Source organism: Micromonospora sp. DSM 43699 (assembly GCF_055517075.1).
In genome coordinates this window covers 54,096-66,216 of sequence record NZ_JBTMMT010000017.1, presented here as the reverse complement: position 1 = coordinate 66,216, position 12,121 = coordinate 54,096, and the positions used below count along the sequence as shown (strand labels likewise).

The following is a 12,121-nucleotide window of genomic DNA, read 5'->3' as shown; positions in this document are numbered from 1 at the left end:
CCGCCGCTGCGAGGCCTCGCCTCCGTGCGGATTCGCTGATGCCGGTGCTGCCCGGACCTCGCTGTCGCTGCTGGCAGGTGGCGGGGTGCTGTCCGGGGAGTCGGTGGCCGTGGCGGCGAGGGCGGCGGGAGCCGTACCGCTGACGCCGGCGGTCACGGCGGTGACCCCGAGCAGTGCTGCGGTCAGCCCCTGCAGCGGGCCCGGAAGGCGCAGCAAGGCGACCCGGCGCAGGCGGCGGTCCGCCAGGTCGGACAGATGGGTGAGCATGGTGACGGTGAGTAGCGCCCAGAGAGCCCACCCCACGGTGATCGCCAGGATGGCGAGGAACCCCGGTGTCAACGGCTGGGCGACCCACGCCCGCGCGTCGTTGCCGGTTGGCCATCGCACCTGGGAGTGGCCGAGGCCGTACAGCAGGAGCGCGGGAGCGCCGATGACGGCTCCGCCAATCAGTGCCCTGCAAGCGCGTGCGATTGTCCGGATGCCCATGACGTCCCTTTCTGCCGACCGGTGAGGTGTGCGGGGAACGCTAGGCCCGGACAGGTCGGTGGGACGGGATTCGGCGGTTCACAGAAGGTCACAGCACCTCACACGACCTTACAAACGCAGGTCAGAGGCCTACCAGCCTTGGTCGGCCGACCGTCGGGAGCGGCGAGCACGATCGCAGATAGACGACAGGTAGGGCTTTCTCCGTGCTGCTCTCTCCACGACCGGTTCAAGGCCCGTGGTGTCACGTCGCGATGGATTGGTGCCGTGACTGCCGACGGGATCAGCGTCGGCGATGAGCTGCAGGAATAACCGATCAAGGGCTACCCGCAAGATCAACGAATGTGGCTGCCGCAGTATGCCGGATTAAGCGATCATGCAGACCGCAGGCGGTGGAAGCAGTGGGACGCTCAGGCTAAAGTGACGGCTCAACTCGGCATCCGGCGACAGGTGTTGTGGATGCTGCGTCGCCGCGTTGAGACTCCAGCGGGCACGATCGACATCAGCGAGCTGGTTGCCCGCCGAACCTTCTGGGAGAACTCGCCATGACCGAAGCTCCGATTGACGGGAGCGACCCCGGCGACGATGCCGCCCGGGAGGCTGTCGAGCGGGAACGGGCAGAGCTGCGGGAGTTCATCAAGGGGCTGAGTCCGAGCGACGTCAAGTCAGGAAACTGGTTCACGAAACTCGTCGCGCAGGCCCTAAGCTCTTACACCGACAAGGTTGACTGGCGGTACTTTCGAGACAAGTACCAGGGTGTGCCGGCGGACGGCATTGTCGAACAGCGGATCACGATGGCATCGCGGTATGCCGCTCTCGAAGGCGGACTCTCTGCAGGGGCTTACTCAGCTGCCGTCGCCGCCACCATCGGCAGCGGCGGCGGTGCCTCACCTCTGACCTTGCCAGCCGCCGCGGTGACACTCATGATCGACGTTGCCTATATCACCCAGCTTCAGCTGCGCCTGGCCTACGACATCTCCGTGCTATATGGGGTTCCGCTCGACGTGGACGACCCGGACGACATGTGGAAGCTCATTCGCGTGGCCTTCACGATCAAGGGTGGGGAACTGGCGCGGGAGGGCGTCACAAAGGCGGTCCCGCTCATGGTGCATCCGTTGGTCAAGCGGTTCTACTCCAGGAACGTCCTGAGTGCAGCCAAGGGGCTACCCGTCGTCGGGAAGTATCTCCTGCAGCGCAACGTCATCAAGGTCGGCATCCCCCTGGTCGGCATTCCCCTCACTGTCGTGCTCAACCGCTATACGACGCTGATCGCTGGTCGGCACGCGCGAGCCGTGTTCCGCAACGAGGCGCGGGTGATCGAACTCGCCGAGAAGCTGAGCAGCCGGAGTCAGCACCCCCAGCTGTTGCTGTGGGTCGCGTGGCTCGTCATCACAGCGGACAACAAAGTCGGCGACGATGAATCACTGCTCATGAAACACTTGGCGCGTGCCGTCCGCGACCTGCACGGGGTGGTCGATGATCAACTGGCCAGTGTCGTCGATATGGACCCCGACGATGTGTGGAAGCGTCTGGACGCCGAGTCCGGGGACCTGACGGACCTTGTTGACGTTGCCAACCGGGTGGCCACGGTAGACGGTGACGTCACCGCACACGAGAAAGAGGTCATTGCCAAGCTCCGTGACCGCTGCGGTCGAGCTTGACGCCACCGGACGGCTATTCCGCGACCTTGGGGCTGGTGCTGGTTCAGCCTCCCAGGCGGGGCGAGGTTGGCGACCTGGGTGAGGTGGCCACCGGTAGGAACTCTCCTCCTGGCCCCTGCAATATTGACGGGTGACGTGAGGATCTTATTCATGTTTGACTGATGTCCATGTCAGGGCAGGTGCGGCTGGCGATCGACTACGGCGCTACCAGCACCGTGGCGGTGCTGGCGTGGCCCGACGGTCGATGGGTTCCGGTGGCCGTCGATGGCAACCCGGTGATGCCCAGTGCCGTGTGGGTGGCCGAGGACTCGGGTGTGTGGACCGGGCAGCAGGCGTGGCAGGCCGCCGCGCGTCAGCCGCACCGGTTCGTCGCGGCGCCCCAGAGGTTCGCCGAGCAGACCCTCACCGTCGACGGCCGGCAGGTCGAGGCGACGACGCTGGTGGCGGCGACCCTGCGCAGGGTCGCCGAACAGGCTGGGCAGGTGGCCGGCGGGCCGGTGGGGGACGTACGGCTGGTGGTGCCGGCCGGATGGGGGCCACGACGGCGCACCTGGATGCGGCACGCGGCGCACCGCGCCGGTTTGGGGCAGCCCCACCTGGTGGAGGCCCCGGTCGCGGTGGCGGACCACCTGGTTGCCTCTGGTACGCAGATGCCGGTGGGCGCGTATCTGGCGGTGGTGGACATCGGCGGTGGGGCGGAGGTGACGGTCCTGCGTCGTGGTCCCTCCGGGTTCGAGGTCCTCGCGACCCTCGCCGACCCCGACGCCGGCGGGGACGCCATCGACCAGGCTCTCGCGACCACCCTGGCGGGGGAGGGCGACGGCGGGTGGGCGTGGGTGGCGAGTGTGCGGGCCGCGAAGGAAGCCCTCGCCCAGCACGCGGCGATCACTGTGCCGCAGCCCGACGGCACGGCGGTCGTGGCCACGACGATGACCCTGGAGCAGGCGGCGCGGCCGGTCCTGGACCGGGTAGGTCAGCTGACCTGCGAGGCGGTCGCCGCTGCGGAACTCACCCCGGCGGACCTGACCGGCGTGTACCTGGTCGGCGGCACGGCCCGGCTACCGCTGGCCGCCACGGTGATCGCCGAACGAACCGGCCTCATCCCGCAGGTCGCCCTCGACCCGACGTTCACTGCGGCTCACGGCGCCGTCGGCGCGAGCCCCACCGCCGCGGGTGGTGGTGATGGTGGGGGGCAGGAGCCGGTGCCGCAGGTGCGGCGGGTGCTGGGCATCGCGGTGCCCGGCTTCGCGTCGCTGGTGATGATCACGCAGATGCTCCTCACTGTCACCCGCGGCGGGGTGTACCCCCTCGAGTGGGCGGAACCGGCGTGGGGGCTGTTGGCGATGGCCGCCGTGTTCGCGGTCATCGCGTGTCTGTCCGCCGGCACGATCATCGGATCCCTGGCCGCCGCCCACAACCCCGGAGCCATGACCCAGTCTCCCGCGGGCACCGTCAGCATCGGCGTCCTGTCTGCCGTCTGCCTGGGCGCCGCCACTGCGAGTCTCTATGCGGTGGTGGCCGCCCAGTACCTGAAGATGCCGGTCGGCCCGTTCCTGCGCTGGGCCTTGTACCCCATCGCCCCGATCGTCGTGCTCGCCCTCGTCGCCGCCTTCGTCGCCGCCCGCCAGCGGCGCACCCCACCCGGTGGGTGGTCGGCGCTGTTGGCGTTCCCCACCAGCTCCGCCCTCACCGCTGGCCTGGGCATCGCCCTGGTCCAGTACTCGAACACCGCAGCCCGGTGGCCCGACATGGTGGTCTGGATCGACCTCGCCGGCCGGGTCGGGGGACTCCTGCTCGGCATCGGCACCGTCATGGCCCTGGTCCGCCCCTGGACGCTCCGGCTCGTCCTGGGCGCGCCGCTGGCGGTCATCACCGCCGCGATCACCGCACCCCGCATCACCGGCACCCTCGCCGGTATCTACGCCACCGCCGTGGCCGGATGGTGGGTGTACCGGCTGTGGACCCGCCTCATTCGCGCCCCGGCCACTCCATGACCCGCCACCACCCCACCACGGGTCGGCCCCGCCACCGGCATCCGCTGCCGGATCGACACGATCATGGTGGACGGGCACGGTGAGGTGGCCCCGCCAGATCGCCTCCGCCACCGCGGTCGCCGCCGTCCTGGCCGGTCCACCGATCGTGCTCACCTACACCGCCGGCTGGTCCCTGCCCACCCGCCCCACCCAGGAACACCTCCGCCAGTGGCTCAGCGACCCCCTCACCGAGGACACCCTCATCGCCGGCCTGGTGCTTCTGGCCTGGATGCTGTGGCTCCTCATCGCCGGGCTCACCCTCCGTACCACCGTGACACGGGCGGCGGCGACGATCCGGCGGCTACGACGCCTGCCGCTGCCCACCCCGATGCAGGCCACCGCGACCGGCATGGCCGGCGCCGCCGCCCTGTGGGCACCCACCACCACCGCCACGACCGACACCCCACCGGCCCCCACACCCACCAGCACCGGCGAACACCTCCGGCAGACAGCCGACGCCGGGGTGGACGTGCCCGGGGGATGGATCCCCGCCGACACCGCACACCAGATCGCCGCCGCCGGCACCCTGGTCTGGCTCCGCCGCCGCCGCCTCTACCGGCCCCCACTCCCCGGACAACCCCGCGACGACAGCGACCTGACCGCCCTGCCACCCACCGTCACCGCCGTCCAAGCCGCCCTTACCGACACCCCACCCACCCCCGCCACCCCGCTGAGAATCCCCACCGGGGGCATCGGCCTGACCGGACCGGCGGCCACCGACGCCGCCCGCGGCATCCTCCTCACCACCCTGCTCCGAACCCTCCGCGACCCCACACAACCCGCCACGATCGTGACCAGCCGCACCGACCTGCACACTCTCCTCGGACCCCACACCCTGCCCCTGCACCACCTGCCAGGCCTGACCGTCACCGACACCCCCGCCGACGCCATCACCACCATCACCCACCCGCCTCACCCAGGCGCGGCACACCCGATACTGCTCACCCACGCACCCACCGACCCCGACACCGCCACCCGCCTCTCCGCCGCCCTGACCCACACTCCCGGTGTTGTCATCGGCACCTGGATTCACGGCCCTACCTGGAACATCACGCCGGACGGACACGCCGAGCGTGGCATCGGCGGCGGCCGTACCCGGCTGTGTGTACTCACCGCCACCGCCGCCCGCGACCTCCTCGCCGTCCTCACCCCCACCCCGGCCACACCACCGGCGGTGGCCGTACCCCGGCAACGACCACCAGCGCCCACCCCACCGCCCGAGGCGTCCCCCGCACCGAAGCTGTTCACCCTGCGCGTCCTCGGCAGCCCCACCCTGTGGGCAGCCGGCAAACCCGTCACGATCCGCCGCACTGCGGCCCTGCAGATCCTCGTCGCCCTCGCCGTCCACCCCGACGGCGCCACCACCCATGACCTCGCCACCACGATCTGGCCTGGTCTCGCCGGACGCACCGTCGCGCGGCGCCTCTACACCACCCTCAGCGACCTCCGCAAAGACATCACCACCACCGGACACCCCCACCCCATCGCCCACACCGACGACCGATACCACCTCCTCCACCACCACATCGACGTCGACCTCTGGCACCTCAACGCCGCCATCGACCACGCCACCACCACCGTCGCTAACCACGCCCACGCCCACCAAGCAGTCATCGACCTCTACACCGGCGACATCGCCGCCAACCACACCTGGCCCTGGCTCGACCCCATCCGTGAGAAGACCCGCCGCCACGTCATCGACGCCCACACCACCCTCGCCACCAGCGCACCCGACCCCCACACCCGCCTCCACCACCTCCAGAACGCCCTCCGCCTCGACCCCTACAACGAACACCTCCACCACCAAGCCGCCGACACCCTGGCCACACTCGGCAGACCCCACGACGCCGACGTGCTCCTCACCCGCTACCAACAGAGACTCACCGACGCTGGTATCACCCCACCCCACCCTGCCGCGCGGCGATAGATCCGCCGGCCCGCCGGTCAGGCGCCTCTTCGTCCCGCGAAACGACGGACCGTCGACGGGCTGCGCCAGCAGGGCTGAACTGGCCTGCCGTGCCACGGGAGTTCGCGGGCCTCTCCGGGCCGGTTACGCTCCTTGTCACCCGGATCAGCCTGCGAACGCCGCCGTCGACGCAATCGCAAGGCCGACGCCGAGTAGCCTGAGCCGCCCAGCGCCGTGAGATCGACGGTCAGTCGATCAATCACCGATCGCGTCTGCCGGTGAGAGCCGATCGGCCCACCTTGTCCCGCTACCGCTGGCTCGTATCGTCACGGGCATGATCAGTGAGCTGTGCGCTGCCACGGTGCGCCATCGGCACGTCGTTCTCCTGCTCGGCCTGCTGGTGGCAGTCGTGAACGCTGCCACCATCGGACTCACGCCCTCCCTGGGACAGATCCTGTTCTTCCCGCTCGTCCTGATCACCTTGGCGGTTCTGCTCTTGTCGGTGATCGCCATGGGGATCCGGCCGGCCTCTTTCGTGGTGCTTCCGGATGTGCCGGCCTTCGCGACGCCACCGCCGGCATGGAAGGTGTTCCTTGCGCTGGGCGTCCTCTGGCCCAACTCGGCGAGCCTCGGCGCGTTGGTCCGCTCCACGAGGGCGGACTTCGTGTCGACGCTCGACGTGGTCCTTGCTCTCGCCTGGCTCGTAGCGGTTACGTTGCTACTGATCGATGTGTGGCGGGACAACGAGGTGCAACTACGGCCCTACGGCATACGGCAGAGCTGGCCGCTCGGCTCGCTCACCGTACCGTGGGAGGCAATCCCCGCAGCTCAGCTCCGACCAGGCACCGATCGTCCCTCGCGGCTTCGCATGGCCTTCGCGGAACCGCTGCTCGTGAAGCGCCGTGGCATCCCGTGGAGCCGCAACGCACTGCGCACAGACAACGTCGACGCCCGGTTCCTCGCCACCGCGATCCGACACTACGTCTGTCGTCCTGAACACCGGCCGGCTATCGGCAGCCAGGCCGAGTACGAACGACTTCTCATCGAACTGGCCAACCGGGACGACGGAACGGACCAGACCGACTGATCAAGCCCTTCGATCCTGCCAGGGGGAGCATGCTACCGGTTCGAGGTGGGCAGAATGTGAAGTTCTTTTGTGATGACGTGCCAGCAGAAGGTCTCGCCGTCCTCGCAAGGGCTCAGGGCTTGGAGAGGTGTGAGCCGTACGCCGTGGTCGGCGAGTAGTCGTAGGTGGGCGTTGAACGCGGGATGGCGGGCCAGGCTGGTCTTGACGAAGGGGGAGGCCACTATCGGAAGCCCCGTGCCGAGTGCTTCGTTGAGGATGCCGAGGGCCATGCTGTCGTTGATGCCGGTGGCCCATTTGTTGATGGTGTTGAAGGTTGCCGGGACGACGGCGATGGCGTCGGCAGGTGGCAGGCTGCGGGGTTCGTCGGGGTGCCGCTGCCGGTAGCTGACGGGATGCCCTGTCAGTGCGGCCAACTGTTCTGTGGGAAGCCAGGTGTAGGCGGTTTCGGTCGCGATGATGTACACGTCCCAGCCGTCGCGCTGTGCCGCCTCTACCAGTTCGGCGATGTGTCGGGCTGGTGGAGCGGCACAGACCACCAGGTAGAGCAGCCGGGTGTTCACAGGCTCGGGCATCAGGCGGCGATCTCGGCTCGTTCGGCGAGTGCTCGCAGGCCGGGGGTGGCGGAGCGTCGCTCACGGGCGAGCAGACCGCCGATCAAGCGGCGTGTCCTGGCGTGCACGTGCACGGTCTGGGGTGCGATGCGTTCGGCTTCGAGGAGGTGCAGCACTGCTGCGGGATCGTTGCCGGACGAACTGGCGTGAGCCGCTGCGAGGTCGAGGTGGACTTGGGCCCGGCGGCTCATCAGGGCCTTCGGCAGCGACGAGGTGTCGAGGTGTTCGCCGAGATGGATGGCTAGCTGTGGTCGGTCCGTTCGGGTGGCGATGTTGATGCGGTGGATCATGACGTTCGTCGGTCCGAAGCCGGTCCAGAGGTCGTTGCGGTCAGCGCCGACCTGTTCGGCCAGGGCATGCGCGTCGTCGAGGTGCCGCTCGGCTGCAGCGGGCTGGGCCTGGCGGGCGGCGACCAGTGCCGCGAGCAGGACCAGCGCTCCCTGGGCCGACAGAGCCCGCGGCCCGCGTGGAACTGCGGTCTCTTTGAGGTGGTCAAGGGCTGCCAGTACCACTGCCTCGGCACTGTCGGTGCGGTGTGGCATGGCCAGCAGTGCGGTTCCCACCGAGAACGCCGCTGCGGCGACGAGGGCGGCGTCCTCGGTGTGGTCGGCGGCGACACGGGCGGCTCGGTCGGCAGCTATCCACGCGAGGCTGGGATCGCCGAGTTTGACGGCGACTTTGGAAGCGGCGAGATTCGCCCCGGCCAGGACCGCGGCAGCCCGGTTGCGGTGGGTGCCGGTGCAGGCGCGGATCATGAGGTCCGCCTGCTCGATCGTGTCGGGTAGCTCCCGGATCGTCTCGGCGTAGTTGCCCCGCTGATACAGGTTGTGGATATGCGCGACCCGTTGACGGACCTCCGGCAACCTGGTGGGGTCGATCGCCTGGTCCGGTCGGTGGGGTGCGAGTAGACGGTGGCGAAGGTGAGCCAGTAGGCGGGCGGCGGCAGAGTTGTCGTCTTCGCGACGGCCGGCCTCCGCGTCAGCGACTGGTGGCTGCCGATGCTGTGCCGCCTCGGCGATCACCCGGCGATCCAGGACTGCTCCCCAGCGGGCGTGACGGGCCGCCTCGGCCTTCTCCTGTTGATGCCGAACCTCAAGGGACCGGTACTCGTCATAGCCGGTGAGCAACTCGCCCCCGGCCTGCAGGAGCGACTCGCACTGCGCCCAGAAGACGCGGTCCACCACCTGCCGGCCGTTCTCGACGTTGGCGACCGTGCTTCGGGTGCTGTGCACCCGACGCGCCACATCATCCTGAGTCAGTCCATGAGTCTTGCGCCAGCCGGCGAGCCTCCGCCCCAGCGCTCGCTTCGCGTCACTGATCTGCTGCGGATCCACGAAGATGCCCTCCACCCATCATCGGGGGCGTCGATCACCGTTCGGCACGTACCCCTCACGGCAACCTGACAGTAGCCGGTAACGGTGGGAGCGACTGTCGAGACTTCGTGTCGAGGGTGTTCGACACCCTGACAGACAGGGTTGCGCCAACCGCCGCTCACCCGAACTCATCGCCACCCTGACCAGCAGTTACCCAGAATGCAATGACCCTGACAGGGGGTGTCCCTTCCGTTTGCGTGGCCGATACTTTAGGCCCGGTGGGCCGCCCATTCGTAGGTCCAGCATGCGAGGTCACGCACCCAGCCCTCCGCGCTCTGCCGTGACTTGTTGGCCCACTTCGAGGCGTTCCTCGCTGCGAAGTCGTCCAGAACCTCGGGGTCGGTCCCGGCCCAGGCGGGGAACTGGCTCAGCCAGTCTTCCGCCTGGGCCGGGGTGTGGCCGTTGCCGATCAGCCACTGAGTGAGCAACGCCAGCTCGACCCACGGTGCCGCCTTGGTCGCGTACGCCCAATCGACGATCCGCAGTCCCTGCGATGTCAGTATCAGGTTGGCCGGGTTGAGGTCGGAGTGCACGAGCGCATCGCCTTCCATCGCCGGGTGGGCGAAGCTGAGCCGCCCCGCTGGGCCGAACAGCCGCACGTCCGGCGCGACGGTCGCCTGAAGCCCTTCGAGGGTCGCGGCGAGCGTGTCGAGGTCCGGGCTCCCGGGTGACAGGTCGGGGTGGGGGCCGTCCAGGTGCTCGGCCCCCACCACCAACCAGCCGTCGGACTCGAAGTCCCACAGAACCGTAGGTGGAAACCTGTCGATGGCTCTGGTTGCCGCCACCTCGTAGCGCAGTGACCGGACGCCCGGCCCCGAAGAGGCGGCCTTGACGAAGACGGTGCCGGTGGAACCGATGACGGTCGACGCGATCTCCGCGTGGTCACCACGCGGAGCCGGGTACACGCCGACGATGCCGCCGACTCGTTCGCCGACCGCTGTTCCCACATGCTCGGGTAGGGCGGCCCAGTCGCTGCGCATGATCACCTCTCGTTGTTACTTGCCGGTGAAGTCCGGTTCCCCGGGCGGGCAGCACGACTCGGCTTCACCGTGCCAGAACTCCATGTCGACCCGGTACCCGGTGGCGTGCAGCGCCGCGAGCGTGAACGTGACGGCGGTGCCGTCCATCATCCCCTCGGTCAGGATGGGGATGTGGTGGACGAAGCTCCCGGCGACCTGCTCGCAGGCCGCGGCGTAGGGCACGGTGTGCTGCAACACGCAATGCCACACGGCGTCGACCGGGAGGGTCGGCACGACACGGCCGATCGACCCGTCAGGCAGCAACATCCCGAAATCCTCGTTGCCCACGGTGTCGGCGTGCGCCTTGAGGAAGACCAGGAACTGCTCCACGGCCCGCTCGGCGTACGCGCGGGTGACGTGCCGGTCGGCAGCGAAGTAGTCGACCAGCTTCCCGAACACCTCGGGCGTGACAAGGTTCCGAGGGTCGAGGGCGGCCGTGGTCGCGGTCGTGGTCGGTTCGTGTGCGGTGACAGTCACGACTTCTCTCCTTACACCTGGTGCGGTCAGCGGCGCTGGTCGACGCCGCGTACGGAGCTGGGGGTCCGCATGCCTGTTCTGCGGTGAAGCGGTCATGAAGCGCAGGTGACTCGCGGCAGGGTCGAGGCCGGGGGACCTCTCACCCTTGGCATAGCCCTCATCAGCGGGCCCTGGCCCAGGACATGAACCGCTCCGTCAGATTGGGCGGCCGGTCCGGGTGGAGCTGGTGAAGCTGACCGCTCGCCTCGGTCATCAGCACCCCGAGGAACAGCAGCAGCGCGGTCCGGTCGTGCCGGTACTCCGTCAGCAGTGCCAGCCGTGCCGGCTGGCAGGGCCACTCGGCACCACAGTTGCGGCACCGCCAGAGCGGACGCATAGCGACGTGGGGAATCGGCGGCCTGACCATCAGCGCAACCTCAGGGCGGTACGACCGCCCAACACCTCGAGGGCATGATCGACAACGATTGTCCTGCCAGCCCCGTCAACCCCCTCTGGACCGACGAACATCCCACGGTGCCGGATGATCTCTTCCCTAGCAGACGTGTGATCCAAGCCCATGACCACCGCTTCCCTTCTTCACCGGCACCCGTCCCCGGATCTCGATGCGGTCTGGACGCGCCCGCTGCGGCCTCACCTCTACGGGTGCTGCCGCGTCCGGGATGCCTCCTGACGCCACTGACACCCACCGTCGCTGGCGCCCGGCCAAACCGCCGAACCCTCGAGTGCCGGAAATAAGTAGAAGCTGGTCGACACGTGTCGAACACCCTCGACACGCACCTTCGACACGGCCCCGGCGCATCAGGTAGGACAAGTACCGCCGCTGTTGTCGGCGTACGGCTTCGAGTGCAGAGCCAGGGCCGCCACCGAGTACACGGCAGCTACCGACATCTGCGAACGCGGCTGCAGCTCACGGCCGAGCTTGCTCTTCAGGATCGACTACAGTCAGTCATGTTGGTCGACCGGCGGCGTCCGATCTGCCGATGAGCGTGCAGACGATTTGGGGTGTCAGGAGCCATCCGAGAGAGCCCGCGTCGACCCTTCGTCAGCCTTCGGTGGTCCCGGCTTCGGTCAGCCAGCGGTGGTCATAGTTCAGGTGGTCCCAGCGGGATCGCAGCCACTGGCGCTTGGTCGTGCCCGCCGTGACCCATAGGGATCGCAGCCCGTCGGCGAGCTGATCGCGTCGCTGTGGCGCAAGGAGCCCGGGAAGCTGGTGGCAGATGTCGGCGATCAAGTTGGCGCGCTCACTACGTCGGACCAGAGCGTTTGCCGGGTGCGACTCGGGTAGCGGCGCAGTGAGGAATCGGATCTCCAGGAAGCCCAGATGGAGCAGGTCGGCCGTCGCTGCTTCCATCGCAGCTCGGGACGGAAAGTTCGACTCCATCACCACATCCTCCGCCCGGCAGGTCAACGGTAACGTCGCAGGCAGCCCGCGTCTGCCGCCGACCGGGTGCGGCAACCGCCTGCGAGGTGG

11 protein-coding genes are annotated in these 12,121 nt (G+C 68.7%); 5 read left to right on the top strand and 6 right to left on the bottom strand.

What is annotated here, in order from left to right; translation table 11 throughout:
* The first annotated feature begins 825 nt into the window (after positions 1-825).
* The 5 genes from AC0AIB_RS11770 to AC0AIB_RS11750 all read left to right on the top strand — a co-directional run bounded on the left by AC0AIB_RS11770 (position 826) and on the right by AC0AIB_RS11750 (position 7,170).
* On the top strand, positions 826-1,032 hold the full coding sequence (locus AC0AIB_RS11770) for a hypothetical protein (protein WP_465096623.1): 207 nt from the start codon (positions 826-828) through the stop codon (positions 1,030-1,032).
* A complete protein-coding gene (locus AC0AIB_RS11765; RefSeq protein ID WP_465096622.1) occupies positions 1,029-2,144 on the top strand; it encodes a tellurite resistance TerB family protein in 1,116 nt (371 codons plus the stop codon). The genes AC0AIB_RS11770 and AC0AIB_RS11765 overlap by 4 nt, the downstream gene beginning before the upstream one ends.
* Before the next feature lie 167 nt (positions 2,145-2,311).
* On the top strand, positions 2,312-4,138 hold the full coding sequence (locus tag AC0AIB_RS11760; RefSeq protein ID WP_465096621.1) for an Hsp70 family protein: 1,827 nt from the start codon (positions 2,312-2,314) through the stop codon (positions 4,136-4,138).
* A gap of 79 nt (positions 4,139-4,217) precedes the next feature.
* Positions 4,218-6,104, top strand: a complete 1,887-nt coding sequence (locus tag AC0AIB_RS11755) for a BTAD domain-containing putative transcriptional regulator (RefSeq protein WP_465096620.1) — start codon at positions 4,218-4,220, stop codon at positions 6,102-6,104.
* A 313-nt stretch (positions 6,105-6,417) separates the two neighbouring features.
* Positions 6,418-7,170, top strand: coding sequence for a hypothetical protein (locus tag AC0AIB_RS11750; protein WP_465096619.1), 753 nt, complete (start codon positions 6,418-6,420; stop codon positions 7,168-7,170).
* Between the two features lie 32 nt (positions 7,171-7,202).
* Here the strand turns inward: AC0AIB_RS11750 and AC0AIB_RS11745 are convergent, their stop codons facing one another.
* The 6 genes from AC0AIB_RS11745 to AC0AIB_RS11720 form a co-directional block, all read right to left on the bottom strand.
* The gene (locus AC0AIB_RS11745; RefSeq protein WP_465096618.1) at positions 7,203-7,742 is read right to left on the bottom strand and encodes a flavoprotein; all 540 of its coding nucleotides are present in this window, start codon (positions 7,740-7,742) and stop codon (positions 7,203-7,205) included.
* Positions 7,742-9,130 (bottom strand): helix-turn-helix domain-containing protein, encoded by a 1,389-nt coding sequence (locus AC0AIB_RS11740; protein ID WP_465096617.1) that lies wholly within the window; start codon positions 9,128-9,130, stop codon positions 7,742-7,744. Before AC0AIB_RS11740 ends, AC0AIB_RS11745 begins: the two co-directional genes overlap by 1 nt.
* A gap of 233 nt (positions 9,131-9,363) precedes the next feature.
* Complete coding sequence (locus tag AC0AIB_RS11735; protein ID WP_465096667.1) at positions 9,364-10,134, bottom strand: phosphotransferase; 771 nt, start codon at positions 10,132-10,134, stop codon at positions 9,364-9,366.
* 15 nt (positions 10,135-10,149) lie between these two features.
* On the bottom strand, positions 10,150-10,650 hold the full coding sequence (locus AC0AIB_RS11730) for a glycine-rich domain-containing protein (protein ID WP_465096616.1): 501 nt from the start codon (positions 10,648-10,650) through the stop codon (positions 10,150-10,152).
* 160 nt (positions 10,651-10,810) lie between these two features.
* Positions 10,811-11,056, bottom strand: a complete 246-nt coding sequence (locus AC0AIB_RS11725) for a flavin reductase (protein WP_465096615.1) — start codon at positions 11,054-11,056, stop codon at positions 10,811-10,813.
* Positions 11,057-11,692: 636 nt separating this feature from the next.
* Positions 11,693-12,031: a hypothetical protein gene (locus AC0AIB_RS11720; RefSeq protein WP_465096614.1), complete on the bottom strand. Its 339-nt coding sequence runs from the start codon at positions 12,029-12,031 to the stop codon at positions 11,693-11,695.
* Between the last annotated feature and the right edge of the window lie 90 nt (positions 12,032-12,121).

What these genes read in the sequence shown, in the direction of transcription:
- AC0AIB_RS11750 (WP_465096619.1), top strand. Translation starts at nt 6,418, where the DNA reads ATGATCAGTGAGCTGTGCGCTGCCACGGTGCGCCATCGGCACGTCGTT.
- AC0AIB_RS11760 (WP_465096621.1), top strand. Translation starts at nt 2,312, where the DNA reads ATGTCAGGGCAGGTGCGGCTGGCGATCGACTACGGCGCTACCAGCACC.
- AC0AIB_RS11735 (WP_465096667.1), bottom strand. Translation starts at nt 10,134, where the DNA reads ATGCGCAGCGACTGGGCCGCCCTACCCGAGCATGTGGGAACAGCGGTC.
- AC0AIB_RS11770 (WP_465096623.1), top strand. Translation starts at nt 826, where the DNA reads ATGTGGCTGCCGCAGTATGCCGGATTAAGCGATCATGCAGACCGCAGG.
- AC0AIB_RS11745 (WP_465096618.1), bottom strand. Translation starts at nt 7,742, where the DNA reads ATGCCCGAGCCTGTGAACACCCGGCTGCTCTACCTGGTGGTCTGTGCC.
- AC0AIB_RS11720 (WP_465096614.1), bottom strand. Translation starts at nt 12,031, where the DNA reads ATGGAGTCGAACTTTCCGTCCCGAGCTGCGATGGAAGCAGCGACGGCC.
- AC0AIB_RS11765 (WP_465096622.1), top strand. Translation starts at nt 1,029, where the DNA reads ATGACCGAAGCTCCGATTGACGGGAGCGACCCCGGCGACGATGCCGCC.
- AC0AIB_RS11725 (WP_465096615.1), bottom strand. Translation starts at nt 11,056, where the DNA reads ATGGTCAGGCCGCCGATTCCCCACGTCGCTATGCGTCCGCTCTGGCGG.